The sequence below is a fragment of the Kitasatospora phosalacinea genome (genome assembly GCF_000717185.1).
Classification (GTDB): Bacteria; Actinomycetota; Actinomycetes; order Streptomycetales; family Streptomycetaceae; genus Kitasatospora; species Kitasatospora phosalacinea_A.
On sequence record NZ_JNYE01000083.1, the window covers coordinates 11,451 to 34,799 of the forward strand.

General features: G+C 77.1%; 6 protein-coding genes and 1 pseudogene. All 7 read left to right on the forward strand.

The window, feature by feature from the left end; genetic code table 11:
• Window positions 1–264: 264 nt before the first annotated feature.
• Entirely contained in the window at window positions 265–1,785 is a 1,521-nt protein-coding gene (locus OO57_RS28480) for an AMP-binding protein (RefSeq protein ID WP_081974027.1), read from the forward strand.
• A complete protein-coding gene (locus OO57_RS28485) occupies window positions 1,782–3,086 on the forward strand; it encodes a decarboxylase (RefSeq protein ID WP_033255570.1) in 1,305 nt (434 codons plus the stop codon). The genes OO57_RS28480 and OO57_RS28485 overlap by 4 nt, the downstream gene beginning before the upstream one ends.
• Before the next feature lie 161 nt (window positions 3,087–3,247).
• Complete coding sequence (locus tag OO57_RS28490; RefSeq protein WP_106974133.1) at window positions 3,248–3,652, forward strand: cobalamin B12-binding domain-containing protein; 405 nt, start codon at window positions 3,248–3,250, stop codon at window positions 3,650–3,652.
• A complete protein-coding gene (locus tag OO57_RS28495; RefSeq protein ID WP_051778355.1) occupies window positions 3,639–4,979 on the forward strand; it encodes a methylaspartate mutase in 1,341 nt (446 codons plus the stop codon). The genes OO57_RS28490 and OO57_RS28495 overlap by 14 nt, the downstream gene beginning before the upstream one ends.
• Complete coding sequence (locus tag OO57_RS28500; protein WP_033255571.1) at window positions 4,976–6,175, forward strand: cytochrome P450; 1,200 nt, start codon at window positions 4,976–4,978, stop codon at window positions 6,173–6,175. The genes OO57_RS28495 and OO57_RS28500 overlap by 4 nt, the downstream gene beginning before the upstream one ends.
• A gap of 98 nt (window positions 6,176–6,273) precedes the next feature.
• Window positions 6,274–22,368 carry a type I polyketide synthase gene (locus tag OO57_RS28505; protein ID WP_418909917.1) on the forward strand — a complete coding sequence of 5,365 codons (16,095 nt, stop codon included), beginning with the start codon at window positions 6,274–6,276 and terminating at the stop codon, window positions 22,366–22,368.
• Window positions 22,365–23,349 (forward strand): annotated as a pseudogene (locus tag OO57_RS28510) (beta-ketoacyl synthase N-terminal-like domain-containing protein); the annotation flags it as partial. The gene OO57_RS28505 and the pseudogene OO57_RS28510, both read left to right, overlap by 4 nt.

Here is a 23,349-nt window from a genome sequence, read left to right on the forward strand (position 1 = left end):
GGCCGCCCCGCGGGGGCGGCCGGCCCGGGCGCCCCGGCGGGCCCTGCGCAGCACGTCGGGGCGGTCCCCGGCCCGGGGCTAGGGGACCTTAAGGGGTGTGATTCCCGCCTGAGCGGCCGTTAGTTTCTCGGAGCGGACCTCGGAGCGGACCTCGCACCGGACCAGCGCGGCCCCTGCGAATTCCCTCGCGACACTGCCTCGTCGCGTCTCCTTCTCGTGGCTTGGAGCAAGCCTGTGGACACCCTCGGTCACCTGACCCGCACCATGCTTGTCCATTCCTTCCTGGACGAGGCCGAAGCCCTCGCCCCCGACGCGCACGCCGTCCGGGACGGCTCCGGCCGGTGGACCTACCGGGAGCTGGCCCGCTACAGCCGGGCCGCCGAGCACTGGCTGCAGCAGCGCGGCGTGCGGCACGGCGACCGGGTCGTCGTGCAGTGGGAGACCACCCGCGAGCTGGTCGCCCTGATGTTCGGCGTCTCCCGGCGCGGCGCGGTCTTCGTGCCGCTCAACCCGGGCATGAAGCAGTACCACCTGGACGGCGTCATCGCGAACGCCGAGCCGGTGCTGGTGCTGACCGCGGCCGACGCCGCCGACACCTGGGCCGGGATCGAGCGCTCCGCGGCCGAGGGCGCGCTGGCCGAGCCGACCGCGGTCTCCCCGCTGGACATCGCCGTGCTGGTCTACACCTCCGGCAGCACCGCGGCCCCCAAGGGCGTGGTCGAGCCGCACGCGCAGGTCGCCTTCGCCACCATGTCGATCGGCCAGGTGCTCGGCTACCGGGACGACGACGTGGTGTTCTGCCGCTTCCCGGTCTCCTGGGACTACGGCCTGTACAAGGTGCTGCTGTCCTGCCACGGCCGTTCCGAGATCGTGCTGGCGGGCGCCGAGTCGGACCTGCGGCTGCTGGGCCTGATCCGCAGCACCGGCGCCACCGTGGTGCCGATCGTGCCCTCGCTGGCCGCGATGATCGCGACCCTGGCCGAGCGCGAGAGCGGCCTGCCCGAGGAGCCGAACCGGGTGCGGATGTTCACCAACACCGGGGCGGCGCTGCCGCAGTCCACCATCGAGAAGCTCCGCAAGTCCTTCGACGGGGCGCGGGTGGTGCGCCAGTTCGGCCAGACCGAGTGCAAGCGGATCACCGTGATGCCGCCGGAGCTGGACGAGCACCGGCCCGACTCGGTGGGCCTGCCGCTGCCCGGCACCCGGGTGCTGATCCTCGACGAGGACGGCACCGAGCTCGGCCCCGGACAGGTCGGCGAGATCGTCGCGGCCGGCCCGCACGTGATGCCCGGCTACTGGCGGGCGCCCGAGCTGACCGCCCGCGCCTTCCGGCCCGACCCGGTCAGCGGCGCGCTGCGCCTGCACACCGGCGACTACGGCAGCCTCGACGAGGACGGCTTCCTGTACTTCGAGGGCCGCCGGGACGACATGTTCAAGCGCAAGGGCATCCGGATGAGCACCCTGGAGATCGAGGCCGCCGCGCTGGACGTCCCCGGCGTGCACGCCGCCGCTGTGGTGCCGCCCACCGACGCCCGCGACCTGTGCCTGTTCGTCGAGGCCGACCTGCCGCCGCACACCGTGCTGCGCGAGCTGGCCCGCCGTCTGGAGCCGCAGAAGATCCCGTCGCTGTGCCGGGTGCTGGAGCGCATCCCGCTGACCGCGCACGGCAAGAACGCCACCGCCGAACTGGCCCGGCTGCTCGACGCCGACGCCGCCCCGGCCGCCGCCACCGCCCCGACCACCACGACCGCTCCGACCACCACGACCGCGGGAGACGCCCGGTGAACCGCCCGACCGACCGCTACCGGGAGCTGGCCGCCCGCTACGGCACCCCGCTGTACGTCTACGACCTGGACCTGGTCGACGAGGGCCACCGGGCGCTGGCCGACGCGGTGCCCGAGGGCATCGAGCTGTACTACGCGTTCAAGGCCAACCCGCACCCCGGGGTGGCCCGCGCCCTGCGCGAGGGCGCCGGGGGCGGCGCCCGCCCCTGCCGGGCCGAGATCAGCTCGCCGGGCGAGCTGGACTCCGCGCTGGCGGCGGGCTACACGGCCGCCGAGTGCCTGTACACCGGGCCCGGCAAGACCGCGTCCGAACTGGAGTACGCGATCGGCCGCGGGGTGCGGATCTTCTCGGTCGAGTCGTACAGCGACCTGCAGCACGTCGGCGCGGCCGCGCTGCGCCTGGGCGCGGTGGCCCGCTGCCTGCTGCGGGTCAACAGCGCCGGGGCGAAGGCCGCCACCACCGGCATCCGGATGATGGGCAAGCCCTCGCAGTTCGGCATCGACAGCGAGACCCTGCCGGAGCTGATGCCGCTGCTGACCTCGGTGCCGGGCACCGAGGTGGTCGGCGCGCACTTCTTCACGATGAGCAACGCGGTCGACGAGGCCGGGCTGGTCGGCGAGTTCGAGCGGACGGTGGTCTCCGCGGTGCAGCTGGCCGAGGAGGTCGGCCTGCCGCTGGAGCTGCTGGACATCGGCGGCGGCTTCTCCTCCCCGTACGCGGTGCCGGGCGAGCGCGCCGAGTACCCGAAGCTGGCGTCCGAGCTGGAGCGGATCCTCGACCTGCACCTGCCCGAGTGGCGGTCCGGGACGCCGGAGTTGGCGGTGGAGTCCGGCCGCTACCTGGTCGGCGGCAGCGGCTTCCTGGTCAGCGGCGTGGTCAACGTCAAGGACAGCCGCGGCAACCGCTTCGTGATCCTGGACGCCGGGATCAACACCCTGGGCGGGCTGTCCGGCCTGGGCCGGCTGCTGCCCGCCGCGGTGCAGCTCGACGGCGAGGAGCCGGAGCAGCGGGCCAGCCTGGTCGGGCCGCTGTGCACCCCGGGCGACTCGCTGGGCCGGGACGTGCAGCTGCCGGAGCTGGCGCCCGGCGACGTGGTCGTGGTGCCGAACGTCGGCGCGTACGGGGTCAGCGCGAGCCTGCTGGGCTTCCTCAGCCGCCCGGCCCCGGTGGAGGTGCTGGTGCGCGGCGGCGAGGTCGTCTCGGCGACCCGGCTGGAACTGGTCCGCACCGAAGCGGCCGAAGCGGCCGAGGCGACCGGGACGGCCGGAGCGGCCGGAGCGGCCGAGGCGGCGGCCCGGTGAGCGGCGCGACGGGCGGGGCGGTGGGCCGCGGTGCGGTGGGCCGCGGGGCGGGCGGCCTGGCGACCGGCGGCGCCGGGACGGTGGCCCGGCCCGCGCTGCCGCTGCCCGCGCAGCGCTCCGCCGAGCCGGTGCCCCGGCGCGGCACGGTGGTGGTCAGCAGCATGGCCTCCGACGCGCACACCTGGAACCTGGTCTTCCTGCAACTGCTGATCGAGGAACTCGGCTTCGAGGTGGTCAACCTCGGCGCGACCGTGCCCGACGAGATGCTGCTCGCGGAGTGCCGGGAGCGCGGCCCGGTGCTGCTGGTGCTCTCCAGCGTCAACGGGCACGGCTACCACGAGGGCCTGCGGGTGATCCGGCGGCTGCGCGCGGACGCCGGCCTGGCGGGGCTGCCGGTGCTGATCGGCGGCAAGCTCGGCATCACCGGCGGCGAGAGCGCCGAGCACATCGCGGAGCTGCTGGACGCCGGTTTCGACGCGGTGTTCGACGACCGGCCCGAGGGCATCGCGGCGTTCACCGGCCTGCTCGGCCGCCTCTCCGAGCGGCAGGCCCATGAACTTCGGTGACCACGTGCGGGCGGTCCACGCGGGCGGCGCCCTGGTGGTGCAGCCGCGGATGGGCATGGCCGACCCGGCGCTGATGCGCGCCGGGCTGGAGGCCGTCGAGCGGGCCGACGCCGACACCGTCGGCACGATCACCCTGGACAGCTACACCCGGACCGGCGACCTGGAGTCGGTCCGGGCGGCGCTGCGCGACGGCGTCGGCCTGAACGGCTACCCGATCGTCAACTACCCGGCGGCGGTGACCCGCGGCGTGGTCGCGGGCCTGGCCGAGCGGGGCTTCCCGGTGCAGGTGCGGCACGGCTCGGCCCGCCCGCTGCACATCTTCGGCGCGCTGCTGGACGCCGGGCTGCACGCCACCGAGGGCGGCCCGGTCTCCTACTGCCTGCCCTACGGGCGCACCCCGCTGGACGAGTCGGTCCGCAACTGGGAGGCGTCCTGCGAGCTGGCCGCGGAGTACGCCGCCGAGCGCGGCGTCCGGCCGCACCTGGAGACCTTCGGCGGCTGCATGCTGGGCCAACTGTGCCCGCCCAGCCAGCTGGTGGCGATCAGCGTGCTGGAGGCGGTGTTCTTCCACGGCCTGGGCATCCGCTCGCTGTCGCTGAGCTACGCCCAGCAGACCGACGCCGAGCAGGACGCGGAGGCGATCGGGGCGCTGCGGGCGCTGGCCGGGCAGCTGCTGCCGGACGCCGACTGGCACGTGGTGGTCTACGCCTACATGGGCGTGTACCCGCGGACGGCCGCGGGGGCGAACGCCCTGCTGGCGGCGGCGGCCCGGCTGGCCGTGGACACCGGCTCCGAGCGGCTGATCGTCAAGACCTCGGTGGAGTCCAGCCGGATCCCCACCGTGCAGCACAACGTGGACGCCCTGGAGTACGCGTCCGCGGTCGCCCGGGACCGCAGGCGGCAGTCGGCCGGACCGGACGCGCCGGCCGCGGCGCCCGCCCCGGGCACCGACAGCCAGGTGTACCGGGAGGCGGCGGCGCTGGTGGCGGCGGTCCTCGACGGCGTCGGCACCGGCGGCGTCGGCGGCGCCCTGGTGGGCGCCTTCAAGCGCGGCCTGCTGGACATCCCGTACTGCCTGCACCCGGACAACGCCGGGCGCAGCCGCAGCTACCTGGACGAGGCCGGCCGGCTGTGCTGGTCGGAGCTGGGCGGGATGCCGCTGCAGGGGATCGCCCCGGTGCGCCCCGGGCGCCGGATCACCTCCGGCGACCTGACGAAGGCCCTGTGCCACGTGCAGGACAGGTTCGACGCGGTCGCCCTCGACCGCGGCGCCGACCGGCCGGTCGGCGCGGCAGAGCACGAGCTCCTGGAAGGGAAAACGGCATGACGTCCGATCGCCGGATCCGCGACTACCCGTTCGACATGACGGAAGTCGACGTCTCCCCGATGTACACCGAGCTGCGCACCGTGGAGCCGATGAGCTGGGTGCAGCTGCCCTACGGCGAGCCCTCCTGGCTGGCCACCCGCTACGCCGACGTGAAGCTGGTGCTGGCCGACCCGCGGTTCAGCCGCGAGCTGGCGCAGGGCCTGGACCAGCCGCGGCTGCGCCGGGAGCTGACCAGCGACGGCATCATGGGCATGGACCCGCCGGACCACACCCGGCTGCGCAAGCTCGTCAACAAGGCGTTCACCGCCCGCCGGGTCGAGCAGATGCGCGCCGACATCAAGGCGCGCTGCACCGCGCTGATCGACGCGATGATCGAGAAGGGCCAGCCGGCCGACCTGGTCGAGGACATGGCGCGGCCGCTGCCGGTGTCGGTGATCTGCGACCTGCTCGGGGTGCCGTACTCCGACCACCAGATCTTCCGCAAGTGGACCGAGGGCCTGACCAACGACTCCACCATGAACGGGGACGTGCTGGAGGAGATCGGCAGCGAGCTCGGCGAGTACATGTCCGCGCTGATCGCCAAGCGCCGCGAGGAGCCGACCGACGACCTGCTCGGCGCCCTGGTCTACGCCCGCGACGACGGCGACAAGCTGACCGAGGACGAGCTGATCTCGATCTCCGGCCCCGGCCTGCTGACCGGCGGCGTGGAGACGGTCTCCTCCGGCCTGCCCAACTTCGTCTTCACCCTGCTCACCGACTTCCCCGACCAGTTGGCGCTGCTGCGCTCCCGCCCGGAGCTGCTGTCCTCCGCGGTCGAGGAGCTGCTGCGCTACGTGCCGATCAACACGGCGGCGATGTTCGCCCGGTACGCCACCGAGGACGTCCGCTTCGGCGACGTGGTGGTGCGGGCCGGCGACCCGGTGCTGACCGCGCTGGCCGCGGCCAACCGGGACCCCGAGGTGTTCGAGGACCCCGAGCGGTTCGACATCACCCGCCGGGTGAACCCGCACATGACGTTCGGGCACGGCCCGCACCACTGCATCGGGGCGGCGCTGGCCCGCCTGGAGCTGCAGGAGTCGCTGGCCGCCCTCCTGGAGCGTTTCCCGGACTTGCACCTGGTCGGTGGCCGCGAGTCCGTGCAGTGGCAGTTCGGCGTGATCGTGCGGGGACCGGTTTCCATGCCGGTCGGTTGGTGATCGGTTCCTGTTCCTGAATTAGGGGAGTTTCGGTAATGCCCATCTTGTTCGACGACACGTCCTACGGCTTCCTGCTCGGCTTCGTGCGGGAGCGGGTAGTGGCGGTACTGGGCGCCTTCGTGCCCGACGCGCCCGGGACGGTGGATCCCGAGACTCCCCTCAGCGAGCTCGGTTTCGACTCGCTGGCCGCGGTCGAGCTGCAGACGCGGCTCGTCGCGGACACCGGCCTCGACCTACCGGTCACGGTCGTCTTCGACCACCCGACGGTCGGGGCGCTGGCCCGGCTGGTCCGCTCCCTGCTGGTCGGCGACGCCGAACCGGAGCCGGAGCCCGAGCCCGAGCGGCCCGCCGCCGCCGACGAGGAGCCGGTCGCCATCGTCGGGGTGGGCTGCCGCTACCCGGGCGGCGTCAGCTCCCCCGAGCAGCTGTGGCAGCTGGTCGCCGACGGGCGGCACACCGTCTCCGGCTTCCCCACCGACCGCGGCTGGGACCTGGCGGCGCTCTACGACCCGGACCCGGGCACGCCCGGCACCAGCTACGTCCAGGTCGGCGGGTTCCTGCCGGACGCGGGCGAGTTCGACGCCGAGTTCTTCGGCATCTCCCCGCGCGAGGCGTCCGCGATGGACCCGCAGCAGCGGCTGGTGCTGGAGACCGCCTGGGAGGCGCTGGAGCGGGCCGCGATCGACCCGGCCTCGCTGCGCGCCACCCGCACCGGCGTGTTCATCGGCGCCGAGGCCCAGGAGTACGGGCCGCGGCTGCACGAGGCCCCGGACGGCCTGGACGGCTACCTGCTGACCGGCAACGCGCCGAGCGTGGTCTCCGGCCGGGTCGCCTACGCCTTCGGCCTCCAGGGCCCCACCCTGACCGTCGACACCGCCTGCTCCGGCTCGCTGGTCGCCCTGCACCTGGCGGTGCAGGCGCTGCGCCGCGGCGACTGCCCGCTGGCGCTGGCCGGCGGCGTCGCCGTGATGGGCGGCCCGGGCGTGTTCACCTCCTTCGCCCGCCAGCGCGGCCTGGCCGAGGACGGCCTGTGCAAGCCGTTCGCGGCCGCGGCCGACGGCACCGGCTTCGGCGAGGGCGTCGGCGTGTTCGTGCTGGAGCGGCTGTCCGACGCGCTGCGCAACGGCCACCGGGTGCTGGGCGTGGTGCGCGGCTCCGCGATCAACTCCGACGGCGCCTCCAACGGCCTGACCGCGCCCAGCGGCCTCGCCCAGCAGCGGGTGATCCGGGCGGCGCTGGCCGACGCCCGGCTCGCCCCGGACGAGGTGGACGCCGTCGAGGCGCACGGCACCGGCACCCGGCTCGGCGACCCGATCGAGGCGGGCGCGCTGCTGGCCGCGTACGGCAAGGACCGCGAGGAGCCGCTGTGGCTCGGCTCGGTCAAGTCGAACATCGGGCACACCCAGGCCGCGGCGGGCGCCGCGGGCCTGATCAAGGTGCTGATGGCGATGGAGCACGGCGTGCTGCCGCGCACCCTGCACGTGGACGCGCCGACCCCGCACGTGGACTGGAGCGCCGGGAACGTCCGGCTGCTGACCGAGGAGCGCCCCTGGCCGGAGGGCGAGCGGCCCCGGCGGGCCGGCATCTCCTCCTTCGGCGTCAGCGGCACCAACGCGCACCTGATCGTCGAGCAGCCGCCCGCGGTCGCGCCGGTGGGAGCGGCCGACGCCGGACCCGCCGCCGACGCCGCCCCGGTGCTGCTGCCGGTCTCCGCCCGGACCCCGCGGGCGCTGCGCGCCCAGGCCGGGCGGCTGGCCGACTTCCTGGCGTCCACCGACGCCGCCCTGGCCGACACCGCGTTCTCGCTCGCCACCACCCGGGCCGCGCTGGAGCACCGCGCGGTCGTGCTGGCGGGCAGCCGCGAGGAGGCCGTCCGCGGCCTGGCCGCGCTGGCCGCCGACGCCGCCCCGGAGGACGGGGCCGCGGTGCGCACCGGCTCCGCCCGGCCCGGCGGCCTGGCGGTGCTGTTCACCGGCCAGGGCGCCCAGCGCCTGGGCGCGGGCCGCGAGCTGTACCGCGCCTTCCCGGTGTTCGCCGAGGCGCTGGACGCGGTGATCGACCGGCTCGACCTCCAGCTGGAGCGCCCGCTGCGCGAGGTGTGGTTCGGCACCGACGCCGAGGCGCTGAACCGGACCCAGTACGCGCAGTGCGCGCTGTTCGCGCTGGAGGTGGCGCTCTACCGGCTGTACGAGTCCTGGGGCGTGACGCCGTCCGTGCTGCTGGGCCACTCGATCGGCGAGCTGGCCGCCGCGCACGTGGCGGGCGTCTGGTCGCTGGACGACGCCTGCCTGGTGGTGGCCTCCCGGGGCGCCCTGATGGAGGCGCTGCCCGCGGGCGGCGCGATGGCCGCGCTCGCCGCGACCGAGGACGAGGTGCGGGCCGCGCTGGTGCCGGGCGTCGACGTCGCCGCGGTGAACGCCCCCGGCGCGGTCGTGGTCTCCGGCCCGGCCGAGGAGGTCGCCCGGGTCGTCGCGGCGTTCGCCGCCGAGGGGCGGCGCACCACCGCGCTGCGGGTCTCGCACGCCTTCCACTCGGCGCTGATGGAGCCGATGCTGGAGGACTTCGAGCAGGTCCTGCAGGTGGTGGAGTACGCGCCGCCGCGGATCCCGGTGGTCTCCGACCTGACGGGGAGGCTCGCCACCGCCGAGCAGTTGGGCGACCCGCGGTACTGGGTGGAGCAGGTGCGCGGCGCCGTCCGCTTCGCCGACGGCGTCGCCACCGTGCTCGGGCTGGGCGTCGGCGCCTGCCTGGAGCTGGGCCCGGACCGGGTCCTGAGCGCCCTGGCCGAGGAGTGCGCGGCCGCCGCGGGCGAGACCGAGCTGCCCTTCGTGCCCGCGCTGCGCCGCACCGGGGCGGAGGCCGACGCGGTGCTGTCCGCGCTGGCCGAGCTGCACGCCCACGGCGTCGCGGTCGACTGGGCGGGCGTGTTCGCGGGCCGCGGCGCCCGCACGGTGGCGCTGCCGACGTACGCCTTCCAGCGCGAGCACTACTGGCTGGCCGCGCCGCGCGGCGCCGGGGACGCGGCGGGCTTCGGCCTGACCGCCTCCGCGCACCCGCTGCTGTCGGCCGAGGTGGGCCTGGCCGGGTCGGCCGGGCTGGTGCTGACCGGGCGGCTCTCGCTGGGCAGCCACCCGTGGCTGGCCGAGCACGTGGTCTCCGGGGTGGTGCTGCTGCCGGGCACCGCCTTCGTCGAGATGGCCGTGCACGCGGCGGGCCGGGTCGGCTGCGACCTGGTCGAGGAGCTGACCCTGCAGGCGCCGCTGGCGGTGCCGGAGGACGGCGCGCTGGCGCTGCAGGTCGTGGTCGGCGCCGAGCAGGACGGGCGCCGCACCGTCGAGGTGTACTCGCGCGGCGAGTGGGCCGGGGACGCGGACTGGACCCGGCACGCCGCGGGCACCCTGGCCGTCGCCGCCGGGCCCGCCGCCGCGTCCGCCGACCTCGCCGCGTGGCCCCCGGCGGGGGCCCGCCCGGTGCCGGTCGACGGCCGGTACGAGGAGCTGGCGGCCCAGGGCTACGGCTACGGCCCGCTGTTCCGCGGCCTGCGCCGGGTCTGGCGCACCGGGGACGCGGACGGCACGGTCTTCGCGGAGGTCGAACTCGCGGGCGAGGCCGGGGAGTTCGCCCTGCACCCGGCGCTGCTGGACGCGGTGCTGCACGCCACCGACTTCGCCCCGGGCGAGGCCCGGGAGCCCGACGAGATCCGGCTGCCCTTCGCCTGGAGCGGCATCCGCCTCGCCGCGGCCGGGGCCACCGCCGTCCGGGTGCGGATCGACTCGCTGCCCGGCGGCGGCGTCGCCCTGGCGCTGGCCGACGGCACCGGTGCGCCGGTCGCCGAGGTCGCCTCGTTCCGTTCGCTGCCGGTGGCGGCCGAGGCGCTGCGGGCCGCCACCGGCGGCGAGCCGCTGTACGAGGTGGTGTGGAAGCCCGCCCCGGCGGTGCTGGGCGGTGCGGCGGCCGCGGCCGTTCCGGCGGTGCTGGGCGGCGCGGACCCGTGGGGCCTGGACCTGCCGGTGCTGGCCTCCGCGCCGCCGGACGGGGCGGGCGCCGTGCCCGCGGTGGTGGTGCTGCCGGTGCTGCCCGCCGACCCGGCGGGGGCGCTGCCCGGCGCCGCGCACCAGGACGTGCAGCGGGTGCTGGGCGTGCTGCGCGGCTGGCTGGCCGAGGAGCGGTCCGCCGCGGCGAAGCTGGTCGTGGTGACCCGCGGCGCCGCCGTCCCGACCACCGCGGCCGGGCTGGCCGCGGCGCCGGTGCGCGGCCTGGTGCGCTCGGCGCAGGCCGAGCACCCGGGCCGGTTCGTGCTGCTCGACCTGGACGGCTCCGACCGTCCGGTGACCGCCGCCGACCTGGCGGCCGCCGCGGCCGCCGGGGAGCCCGAACTGCGGCTGCTGGACGGGGTGCTGGAGGTGCCGCGGCTGGCCCGGCTGCGCGAGGCCGCGGCCGCGGACGGCGCCTGGACGGCCTCGGCCGTCGACCCGGACGGCACCTTCCTGGTCACCGGCGGCCTCGGCGGCGTCGGCGCCGCCCTGGCCCGGCACCTGGTCGCCGCGCACGGCGTGCGCCGCCTGCTGCTGGTGGGCCGCCGCGGCGCGGCGACGCCCGGCGCCGACGCGCTGCTGGCCGACCTGGCGGCGCTGGGCGCGCACGCCGAGGCGGCGGCCTGCGACGTGGCCGACCCGGAGGCGCTGGCCGCGCTGCTGGCCGGGATCGACCCGGCGCACCCGCTGACGGGCGTGGCGCACGCCGCGGGCACCGTCGCCGACGGCCTGGTCGAGGCGCTGACCGCCGAGCAGGTCGAGGCGGTGCTGCGGCCGAAGCTGGACGCGGCCTGGCACCTGCACGAGCTGACCCGCGGCCTGGAGCTGTCCGCGTTCCTGCTGTTCTCCTCGTCCGCGGCGCTGGCCGACGGCGGCGGGCAGGGCAACTACGCGGCCGCCAACGCCTTCCTGGACGCGCTGGCCGCCTACCGGCGCTCGCTCGAACTGCCCGCCCTGGCCCTGTCCTGGGGCCTGTGGGCGGACGTGGCGGGCATGGGCGCGGCGCTGTCCGACGCCGACCGGCGGCGGATCTCCCGCCTGGGCCTGGCGCCGCTGACCGCGGCCGAGAGCCTGGCCGCGCTGGACCGGGCGCTGGGCGCCGGCCGGCCGTCGCTGGTGCCGGTCCGGGTGGACCGGGCGGCGCTGGCGGCCCGCGGCGAGGCGCTGCCCGCCCTGCTGCTGGACGTGGCGGGCCGGGGCGCCCGCCGCCGGGGCCCGGCGGCGGCCGCGGCCCTGCCCGCGGCGGCGGCCGTGACCGGCCTGGCCGCGCTGCCCGGCGCGGAGCGCGAGCGGGCGGTGCTGGAGCTGGTGCGCTCGCGGGCGGCGGCCGTGCTGGGCCACGCCGGGGCGGAGGCGATCGGCGTCCGCCGGGCCTTCAGCGACCTGGGCTTCGACTCGCTGTCCGCGGTGGAGCTGCGCAACAGCCTGGACGCGGCGACCGGCCTGCGGCTGCCCGCGACCCTGGTCTTCGACTACCCGAACCCGCGGGCGCTGGCCGACCACATCCTGGCGAAGCTGGCGGGCCCGGCGGAGGGCGCGGCCGCGGCGGCGCGCCCGCGGGCCGCCGTCCGCGAGGACGAGCCGATCGCGATCGTCGCGATGAGCTGCCGCTTCCCCGGCGGCGTCGGCACGCCCGAGGAGCTGTGGCGGCTGGTGCACGACGGGGTGGACGCGGTCAGCGGCTTCCCGACCGACCGCGGCTGGGACGAGGCGTCGATCTACGACCCGGAGCCGGGCCGTCCGGGCCGCAGCTACACCCGCGAGGGCGCGTTCCTGCACGACGCGGCCGAGTTCGACGCCGAGTTCTTCGAGATCAGCCCGCGCGAGGCGCAGGCCATGGACCCGCAGCAGCGGCTGCTGCTGGAGATCTCCTGGGAGGCGATCGAGCGGGCCGGGATCGACCCGCTGTCGCTGCGCGGCAGCGACACCGGCGTGTTCGCGGGCGTCATGTACCACGACTGGGGCACCGGCCGGGGCGCGGTCTCCGAGGAGACCGCGGGCTACCTGGGCAACGGCAGCCTGGCCAGCGTGGTGTCGGGCCGGGTCTCGTACGCGCTGGGCCTGGAGGGCCCGACCGTGACGGTGGACACCGCCTGCTCGTCCTCGCTGGTGGCGATGCACTGGGCGATCCAGGCGCTGCGCCGCGGCGAGTGCGGGCTGGCCCTGGCGGGCGGCGTCACCGTGATGTCGACCCCGGACACCTTCATCGACTTCAGCCGCCAGCGCGGCCTGGCCGCGGACGGGCGCTGCAAGTCCTTCGCGGCCGCGGCCGACGGCACCGGCTGGGGCGAGGGCGCGGGCGTGCTGCTGCTGGAGCGGCTGTCCGACGCCGAGCGGCTCGGGCACCGGGTGCTGGCCGTGGTCGACGGCAGCGCCGTCAACCACGACGGCGCCTCCAACGGCCTGACCGCCCCGAACGGGCTGGCGCAGCAGCGGGTGATCCGGCAGGCGCTGGCCGCGGGCGGGCTGACCCCCGCCGACGTGGACGCGGTGGAGGCGCACGGCACCGGCACCACGCTGGGCGACCCGATCGAGGCGCAGGCGCTGCTGGAGGTGTACGGGCAGGAGCGCGAGCAGCCGCTGTGGCTCGGCTCGGTGAAGTCCAACCTGGGGCACACCCAGGCCGCGGCCGGGGTCGCGGGCGTCATCAAGATGGTGATGGCGCTGCGCCACGGCGTCCTGCCGCGGACCCTGCACGTGGACGCGCCGTCCCCGCACGTGGACTGGAGCGCCGGGAACGTCCGGCTGCTGACCGGCGCCCGCGACTGGGCGGCGGACGGCCGTCCGCGCCGGGCGGGCGTCTCCTCGTTCGGCATCAGCGGCACCAACGCGCACGTGATCGTCGGCGAGTACCAGGCGGGCCCGGCCGAGCCGGTGGCCGCCGCGGCGCCCGCCGCCGACCCGCAGGTGCTGCCGTTCCTGCTGTCCGGCCGCACCGCCGGGGCGCTGCGCGGGCAGGCCGAGCGGCTGCGGGGCTTCCTGGCGGAGCGCCCGGAGCTGCCGCTGCCCGCGCTGGCCGCCGGGCTGGCCGCGTCCCGCTCGGCGTTCGAGCAGCGGGCCGCGGTGCTCGCGGGCGACCGGCAGGAGCTGCTGGACGGCCTGGAGCTGCTGGCCGCGGGCTCCGCGGGCGCCCAGCTGGTGCTGGACACCGCGGGCGAGGGCCGGGTCGGCTTCCTGTTCTCCGGGCAGGGCGCGCAGCGGGTCGGGATGGGGCGCGAGCTGTACGCGGCCTTCCCGGCGTACGCGGCGGCGTTCGACGCGGTGGCCGCGGCCGTCGACGGGGCCGTGCACGCGGCCCGGGCGGGCGGCGAGGCGTGGGCGCCCGAGCGGTGGCACCCGCTGCGCGAGGTGGTGCTGGGCGGGGGCGACGGCGACGGCCTGATCGACCGCACCGAGTACACCCAGGCCGCGCTGTTCGCGGTCGAGCTGGCCCTGTTCCGGCTGCTGGAGTCCTGGGGCGCGGCCCCGGACGTGCTGGCCGGGCACTCGATCGGCGAGCTGGCGGCGGCCCAGGCCGCGGGCGTGCTCTCGCTGGCGGACGCGGCCCGGCTGGTCGCGGCCCGCGGCGCGCTGATGCAGGCGCTGCCCGCGGGCGGCGCGATGGCCGCGCTGGGCGTCACCGAGGAGGAGGCCGCCGAGCTGCTCGCGGGCCTCGCCGGGGGCGCCGGCCCGGTGGACGTGGCCGCGGTCAACGGGCCGCGCTCGGTGGTGGTGTCGGGGGCCGAGGGCGCCGTCGAGGCGCTGGTGCGCCTGGTCGGCGGGCGCGGCGCGGAGACCCACCGGCTGAACGTCAGCCACGCCTTCCACTCGCCGCTGATGGAGCCGGCGCTGGCGGAGTTCCGCGCCGTCGCCGAGTCGGTGGCGTACCGCGCGCCGCGGATCCCGGTGGTCTCCACCGTCACCGGCGCGCCCGCCGAGGGCGCGGACCTGTGCTCCGCCGACTACTGGGTGCGCCACGCCCGCGGGGCGGTCCGGTTCGCCGACGCGGTGCGGGTGATGGCCGCCGACGGCGTGCGCACCTTCGTCGAGCTCGGCCCCGACGCGGTGCTGAGCGCGCTGGGCGCCCGCTGCCTGGAGGCGTCCGAGGGCGCGGCCGCGCCGGTGTTCGTGCCGTCCTGCCGCCGCGACCGGCCCGAGGCCCCGGCGCTGCTGGCCGCCGCGGCCCTGCTGCACGCCCGCGGCGCCGAGGTGCGCTGGCCGGTGCTGCTGGGCGGTGCCCCGGCCGGCCTGGACCTGCCGACGTACGCGTTCCAGCACCGCCGCTTCTGGCTGGACCCGGTCCCGGCCGGGGACGTCTCCTCGGTGGGCCAGCTGGCCGCCGACCACCCGATGCTGGGCGCGGTGGTGCCGCTGCCCGGCACCGACTCGGTGGTGCTGACCGGCCGGATCAGCGCCCGCCGCCAGCCCTGGCTGGCCGACCACGTGGTCAACGGCGCGATCCTGGTGCCCGGCACCGGTTTCGTGGAGCTGGCGATCCGGGCGGGCGACCAGGTCGGCCACCGGACGCTGGAGGAACTGACCCTGGAGGCGCCGCTGGTCCTGCCCGGCGGCGACCGGGCGCACCGCGGCGTCGCGCTGCAGGTGCTGGTGGAGGGCGAGCAGGACGGGCGGCGCCGCTTCGAGGTGCACTCGCGGCCGGACGACCTGCCCGACCACCCGTGGACCAGGCACGCCTCGGGCCTGCTGGCCCGGGCCGGGGCCGCCGAGCCCGCGGGCCTGGCCGAGTGGCCGCCGCCGGGCGCCGAGGAGCTGGACGTCACCGACGCCTACGCCCGGCTGAACGCCCGCGGCTACGGCTACGGCCCGGCGTTCCAGGGCCTGCGGGCCGCCTGGCGGCGCGGCGACGAGGTGTTCGCCGAGGTCGCGCTGCCCGAGGAGATCGGCGCCACCGGCGCCGCGTTCGGCCTGCACCCGGCGCTGCTCGACGCCGCGATGCACGCCGACCTGCTCGACGACGGCCAGGGCGCGACCCTACTGCCGTTCATCTGGAACGGCGTGACCCTGCACGCCGCCGGGGCCCGCGAACTGCGGGTCCTGATCACCCGGCTGGACGGCGACGAGCTGTCCGCCATCGAGGTCGCCGACACCGAGGGCAACCCGGTCGCCTCGGTCGCCTCGCTGGTCTCCCGGCCGGTCGGCGCCCAGCAGTTGGGCGCCGGGCCGCAGGCCGGGCAGGGCTCGCTGCTGCGGATCGACCTGGCCCCGCTGGCCGCCGCCGCCGCGGCGCCGCTGCCCGCCGACTGGGCGCTGATCGGCGCCGGGGACGGCCCCGGCGAGGCCCCGCACCGGGACGTCGCCGCGCTGGTCGCCGCCCTGGACGCGGGCGCCGCGGCCCCGGCCGTCGCCGTGCTGCGCTGCCCGGCCGAGGACGCCGCCACCGGCGCCGACCTGCCGGAGCGGGCCCACCTGGTGGCCGCGCTGGTGCTGGCCGAGCTGCAGGCCTGGCTCGCCGAGCCGCGGCTGCGCGGCTCCCGCCTGCTGGTGCTGACCCGCACCGGCGACCTGGGCCACGCCCCGGTGCCCGGCCTGGTCCGGGCCGCCGAGGCGGAGAGCCCGGGGCGCTTCGTCCTGGTCGACTCCGACGCCGACCCGCTCGGCGGCGCCGCGCTCGACCTGCTGCCCGCGGTGCTCGCCGCCGGGGAGCCGGAGGCGGCCGTCCGGGACGGCGCCGTCCTGCTGCCGCGGCTGGTCGAGGAGACGGCGCCCGCCGCCTCCGCCGACCGGCCGCTGGGCGACGGCACCGTCCTGGTCACCGGCGGCACCGGCGGCCTCGGCGGCCTGCTCGCCGAGCACCTGGTCACCGCGCACGGCGTGCGGCACCTGCTGCTGACCAGCCGCCGCGGCCCGGCCGCGCCGGGCGCCGCCGAGCTGGCGGACCGGCTGGCCGCGCTGGGCGCCGAGGTGACGGTCGCCGCCTGCGACACCGCCGACCGGGCCGCCGTCGCGGCACTGCTGGCCGACGTGCCCGCCGACCGGCCGCTGAGCGCGGTCGTGCACGCCGCGGGCACCGCCGACGGCGCCCTGGTCGGCTCGCTGACCGACGAGCAGCTGCACTCCGTCCTGGCGCCGAAGGTCGACGCGGCCTGGCACCTGCACGAGCTGACCGCGGGCCTGGAGCTGTCCGCGTTCGTGCTGTTCTCGTCCGCGGGCGGCCTGGTGCTGGCCTCCGGGCAGGCCAACTACGCGGCCGCGAACACCTTCCTGGACGCGCTGGCCGAGCACCGCCGCGGCCTGGGCCTGCCCGCCACGGCGCTGGCCTGGGGGCTGTGGAACCAGAACACCGGCCTCGGCGGCGAGCTCGGCGAGGCCGACCTGCGCCGGATGGCCGCCCAGGGCATGCCCGCGCTCAGCGTGGAGCAGGGCCTGGCCCTGTTCGACCGGGCGCTGGGCACGGAGGCCGCGGTGCTGGCCGCGCTGCGGCTGGACCAGGCCGTGCTGCGCACCCGCGCCGACGAACTGCCCGCCCTGCTGCGCTCCTTCACACCGGCCCCGGTGCGGCGCGCGGCGCGCGCCGCGGGCCCGGCCGGCGGCGGGCTGGCCCTGGCCCGGCGCCTGGCCGGCCTGGCCGGGGCGGAGCGCGAGCGGGTGCTGCTGGAGCTGGTGTCCGGGCAGATCGCCGCGGTGCTCGGCCACGCCGACGCCTCCGCGATCGACGGGGACCGGGCGTTCAAGGAGCTGGGCTTCGACTCGCTGGCCGCGGTGGAGCTGCGCAACGCGCTGAACGCCGCGACCGGCCTGGCGCTGCCCGCGACCATGGTCTTCGACTACCCGACCGCCCGGGCCGTGTCCGACTTCCTCATGGGCCGGCTGCTGGAGAGCGCCGAGCCGGCCGCCGCGGCGAAGTCCGCGACGGCCGCCCGCGGCCGCACCGACGAGCCGATCGCGATCATCGGCATGGGCTGCCGCTACGCGGGCGGCGTCGCCTCCCCCGCGGACCTGTGGCGCCTGCTGGTCGACGAGGTCGACGCGGTCACCGCGTTCCCGACCAACCGCGGCTGGGACATCGACGGCGTCTACGACCCGGTGCCCGGCAAGCGCGGCAAGACCTACGCCCACGAGGGCGGGTTCCTGCACGAGGCCGCCATGTTCGACCCGGCGTTCTTCGGCATCGGCCCGCGCGAGGCGATGGCCATGGACCCGCAGCAGCGGCTGCTGCTGGAGACCGCCTGGGAGACCATCGAGCACGCCGGGATCGACCCGAAGTCGCTCAAGGGCACCCTGACCGGCGTCTTCGCGGGCGCCATGTACGACGACTACGGCAGCCGCCTGAAGGACGCGCCCGCCGACGTCGAGGGCTACCTCGCCAACGGCAGCTCCGGCGCGGTGGTCTCCGGCCGGATCTCCTACCTGTTCGGCCTGGAGGGCCCGTCCCTGACGGTCGACACGGCCTGCTCGTCCTCGCTGGTCAGCCTGCACCTGGCGACCCAGTCGCTGCGCAACGGCGAGTGCTCGCTGGCGCTGGCCGGCGGTGTCACGGTGCTCTCCGCCACCGACCTGTTCGTCGACTCCAGCCGGCAGGGCGTGCTGTCGCCCGACGGCCGCTCGAAGTCCTTCGCGGCGGCGGCCGACGGCGTCGGCTGGGCCGAGGGCGCGGGCCTGCTGCTGCTGGAGCGGCTCTCCGACGCCCGGCGCAACGGGCACGAGGTGCTGGCCGTGGTCCGCGCCTCCGCGGTCAACCAGGACGGTGCCTCCAACGGCCTGACCGCCCCGAACGGCCCGTCCCAGGAGCGGGTGATCCGGGCGGCGCTGGCCGCGGCGGCCCTCACCCCGGCGGACGTGGACGTGGTCGAGGCGCACGGCTCGGGCACCCGGCTGGGCGACCCGATCGAGGCCCAGGCGCTGCTGGCCACCTACGGCCAGGAGCGGCCCGGGGACCGGCCGCTGTGGCTGGGGTCGGTGAAGTCCAACATCGGCCACGCGCAGGCCGCGGGCGGCGCCGCCGCCGTGATCAAGGTGGTGCAGGCGCTGCGCCACGAGCTGCTGCCGCGCACCATCCACGTCGACGCCCCGTCCCCGCACGTGGACTGGAGCACCGGCAACGTGCGGCTGCTGACCGAGGCCCGGCCGTGGACCGCGCAGGGCCGCCCGCGCCGGGCCGGCATCTCCTCGTTCGGCATCAGCGGCACCAACGCCCACGTGATCGTCGAGGAGGCCCCGCCGGTGCGCCGCCCGCAGCCGGAACGGGCCGCCGCGCCCGCCCCGCAGCTGCCGCTGGTCCCGCTGGCGGTGTCCGGCAGCACCGCGGACGCCCTGCGCGAGCAGGCCGCCCGGCTGGCCGAACGGCTGGACGACTCGACCTCGCTGCTGGACGCGGCCTACTCCGCCGCCACCAGCCGCTCCGCCCTGGACCACCGCGCGGTGGTGCTGGCCGCGGACCGCGGGGCGGCGGTGCGCGCCCTGACCGAGCTGGCCGCGGGCGGAGCGGCCGCGGGCCTGGTCAAGGCGACCGCCCGCTCGACCGGGCGGCTGGCGTTCCTGTTCACCGGCCAGGGCTCGCAGCGGGTCGGGATGGGCGAGGAGCTGTACCGGACCTTCCCGGTGTTCGCCGCCGCGCTCGACGAGGCGTGCGCCTTCCTGGACAAGGGCCTGGAGCGTCCGCTCAAGGACGTCATGTGGTCCGACGCGGAGGCGCTCAACCTCACCGGCTACGCGCAGTGCGCGCTGTTCGCCGTCGAGGTCGCCCTCCACCGCCTGTACGAGTCCTGGGGGGTGCGGCCCGACTACGTCGCCGGGCACTCGATCGGCGAGTTCGCCGCCGCCCACACCGCCGGGGTCTGGTCCCTGGAGGACGCCTGCACCCTGGTCGGTGCGCGGGCGCGGTTGATGCAGGCGCTGCCGACCGGCGGGTCGATGGTCGCCGTCGCGGCCTCGGAGGAGGAGGTTCGCGCGGCGCTGGTGGCGGGTGTCGACATCGCCGCCGTCAACGGGCCGCGCGCGGTCGTCGTCTCGGGCGAGGCCGAAGCGGTCGCGAAGGTCGCGGCCTCCTTCCCGCGCACGAAGGCGCTGACCGTCTCGCACGCCTTCCACTCGGCCCTGATGGAGCCGATGCTGGCGGAGTTCCGCGCCGTCGCGGCCCGGCTCGCCTACGGCACGCCGACCACCGCGGTGGTCTCCACCCTCACCGGTCGGCTCGCCACCGCCGAGGAGCTCGGCTCCCCGGACTACTGGGTGCGCCACGTCCGCGAGAGCGTCCGCTTCGCCGACGCCGTCACCACCCTCACCGCCAGCGGCACCACCCGGTTCCTGGAACTCGGCCCCGACGCCGTGCTGACCGGCATGGCCGGGCACAGCACCGGCGACGGCCAGGTGCTGCTGCCGACCCTGCGCCGCACCGGCGAGGAGCCCCGGACGGTCCTGCAGGCCCTGGCCGGGCTGCACGTGCGCGGCGTCCCGGTGGACTGGCAGGGCGTGTTCGCGGGCCGCGGCGCCCGCCGGGTCGCGCTGCCGACGTACGCCTTCCAGCGCAAGGAGTACTGGCTCAACGCCACCGCCCCGGCCGGGGACGTGGCCTCGGTCGGCGTCGACCGCGCCGGGCACCCGCTGCTGGGCGCCGTGGTCGAACTCCCCGACACCGGCGGCGTGGTGCTCACCGGCACCCTCTCCACCGCCCGCCAGCCCTGGCTGCGCGACCACCGGGTGATGGACACCGTCCTGCTGCCCGGCGCCGCGTTCGTGGAACTCGCCGTCCGGGCGGGCGACGAGGTCGGCTTCGACCTGCTGGAGGAACTGACCCAGCAGGCCCCGCTGGTCCTGCGGGACGGCACCGCCACCAGCGTCCGCGTGGTGCTCGGCGGCGACCAGGGCGGTCGGCGCACGCTGGCCGTGTACTCGCGGGACGCGGCGGCCGTCGGCGCCCCCTGGACCCAGCACGCGGCGGGCACCCTCGTCCGCGGCGACCTGGCCGCACCGCCCGCCCCCGACACCGACCCGTGGCCGCCCGTCGGCGCCGAGCCGGTGGACGTCGGCGGCGTCTACGCGGACCTGGCCGGGCTCGGCTTCGGCTACGGCCCGGTGTTCCAGGGGATGCGCGCGATCTGGTGCCGCCGCGACGCGGACGGCGCCCCCGCCGAGGTCTTCGCCGAGATCGCCCTCCCCGAGGGCACCGACACCGCGGGCTTCGGCATCCACCCGGCGCTGCTGGACTCCGCCCTGGGCGCGATGGACTTCCTCACCGAGGGCGGCCCGAAGGCCGTCGGCGAGGCCACCATCCCGTTCGCCTGGACGGGCGTGCGGCTGTACGCGGCGGGCGCGGGCGCGCTGCGGGTCAAGGTCCGGCCCGGCGCCCACGGCACCGCCCTGGAACTGGCCGACCCGACCGGCTCCCCGGTGGGCCGGATCGACTCGCTGGTGGTCCGCCCGGTCACCGCCGACCGGCTCGGCGGCACCGACCCGGCCCGGGACGCGCTGCTGCGGATCGGCTGGCAGCCCGGCCCCGTCGCCGACCCGGCGGCCGCCCCCGCGGGCTGGGCGCTGCTCGGCTCCGGACCGGCCCTGCCGTTCCCGGTGCTCCCCGCCGACGGGGCGCAGCGCCCCGAGGTGGCCGTCCTGGCCTGCGCCCCCGGCACCGACTCGGGCTCCGTCCCGGACGAGGCCCGGGCGCTGGTCCGGCGGACGCTCGCGCAGGTCGCCGACTGGCTGGCCGCCCCGCAGTACGCGGACGCCCGCCTGGTCGTGCTGACCACCCGCGCCGTCACCGCCCCGGCCGACACCGCGGGCCCGGACCTGGTGCAGGCGCCGCTGTGGGGCCTGGTCCGGTCCGCGCAGACCGAGAACCCGGGCCGGATCGTCCTGGTCGACACCGACGGGACGCCCGAGTCGCTGCGGGCGCTGCCCGCCGTCCTCGCCGCGGGCGAGCCGGAGGCCGCGGTCCGCGCGGGCACGGTCTGGCTGCCGCGCCTGGAACGGGCCGAGGCGCTCCCCGCCGACCCGGCCGGGTGGGACCCGGACGGCACCGTGCTGATCACCGGCGGCGCCGGCCTGCTCGGCGGCCACCTGGCCCGGCACCTGGCCGAGCGGTACGGGGTGCGGCACCTGCTGCTCACCGGCCGCCGCGGCCCGGACGCCCCCGGCGCCGCCGAACTGACCGCCGAACTCGCCGGGTTGGGTGCCGAGGCGACGGTCGCGGCCTGCGACGTGTCCGACCCGGACGCGCTGGCCGCCCTGCTCGGCTCCGTCCCGGCCGAGCACCCGCTCACCGCGGTCGTGCACGCGGCGGGCCTGATGGACAGCGCCGTGTTCGGCTCGCTGACCGCCGAACAGGTCGACGCCGTCCTGCGGCCCAAGGTCGACGCCGCCTGGCACCTGCACGAGCTGACCAAGGGGCTGGACCTCGCGGCCTTCGTGCTCTACTCCTCGGCGGGCGGCCTCGTCCTCACCGCCGGGCAGGCCAACTACGCGGCGGCCAACGTGTTCCTCGACGCCCTCGCCGAGCACCGCGCCGCCCTGGGCCTGACCGCCAAGGCGCTGGCCTGGGGCCCGTGGCAGGGCAGCGGGGACCAGGTCGACCTGGAACGGCTCGCCCGCTCCGGCGTCGCCGAGCTGACCGCCGAGGAGGGCCTGGCCCTGTTCGACGCCGCGCTCGGCAGCGCCGACCCGGCCCTGGCCCCGATCAAGCTGGCCCCGCGCCCGCAGGCCCCGGCCGGGCAGTCCCTGCCCGAACCCCCGGCCCTGCTGCGCGGCCTGCTGCGCGGCCCGGCCCGGCGCACCCTGGCCGCCGCGGCGGCCGGCGCCGCCCCGGTGGCGGCCCTGGACGTGCGCCTGGCGGCGATGGACCCGGAGCGGCGGACCGCGGTCGTCCTGGAGGTGGTCCTGCGCCACACGGCGGGCGTCCTCGGCTACGAGGACGCCACCCAGATCGACCCCGACAAGGGCTTCACCGACCTGGGCCTGGACTCCCTGGCAGCCGTCGAGCTGCGCAACCGGATCGGCGCCGAGACCGGGCTGCGCCTGCCCGCGACGCTGGTCTTCGACTACCCGACGGCGCAGCCGCTCGCGGACTACCTGCTCGACGAACTCGTCCCGGACGCCCCCGCGGCCCCGGCCGACCGGACGGACGGCAGCGCCGCCGCCGAGGACGCGTCGATCCGGCAGGAAGTCGCCGAGATGAGCGTCGAGGAACTGATGAAGTCGGTCTACGGCGGACAGGAAGAGCAGTCGTGAGCGAGTCCCAATCCACCGAACGGATCGTCGCGGCCCTGCGCCAGGCGGTCTCGGACAACGCGGTGCTGCGCCGGGAGAACGACCGGCTCACGGCCGCCCAGGGCGAACCCGTGGCGATCATCGGCATGGGCTGCCGCTTCCCCGGCGGCGTCACCTCCCCCGAGGAGCTGTGGCGCCTGGTCGCCGACGGCGGCGACGCCGTCGGCGGCTTCCCCGCCGACCGCGGCTGGGACCTGGGGCGGCTCTACGAGCCCGGCTCCGCGGCCCCCGGAACGCCCTACACCCCCGGCACCACGTACTCGCTCGACGGCGGCTTCGTCGAGCGGGCCGACGAGTTCGACGCCGAGTTCTTCGGCATCTCCCCCCGCGAGGCCCTCGGCATGGACCCGCAGCAGCGGCTCCTGCTCGAAGCCGCCTGGGAGGCCCTGGAGCGCGGTCTCGGTCGACACCGCCTGCTCCTCCTCGCTGGTCGGCCTGCAGGCCTGGCCCCCGACGGCCGCTGCAAGGCGTTCGCCGACGCCGCCGACGGCGTCGGCTGCTCGGAGGGCGTCGGCGTCCTGCTGCTGGAGCGGCTCTCCGACGCGCGCCGCAACGGCCACCGGGTGCTCGCGGTGCTGCGCGGCTCCGCCGTCAACCAGGACGGCGCCTCCAGCGGCTTCACCGTGCCCAACGGTCCCGCCCAACAGCGCGTCATCCGGGCGGCGTTGGCGGATGCGGGTCTCACCGCTGCGGACGTGGACGCGGTCGAGGCGCACGGCACCGGCACCACCCTCCACCATCCACGTCGACACGCCCTCCGCCCACGTGGACTGGAGCCGCGGCGGCGTCCAGCTGCTCACCGACGAGGTCCCCTGGCCCGCGGGCGAACGCGTCCGCCGGGCCGCCGTCTCCGCGTTCGGCCTCAGCGGCACCAACGCCCACGTCATCGTCGAGGAAGCCGGAACCCCGGCCGCGGACGACACCACCCCGCACCCCTCCGGC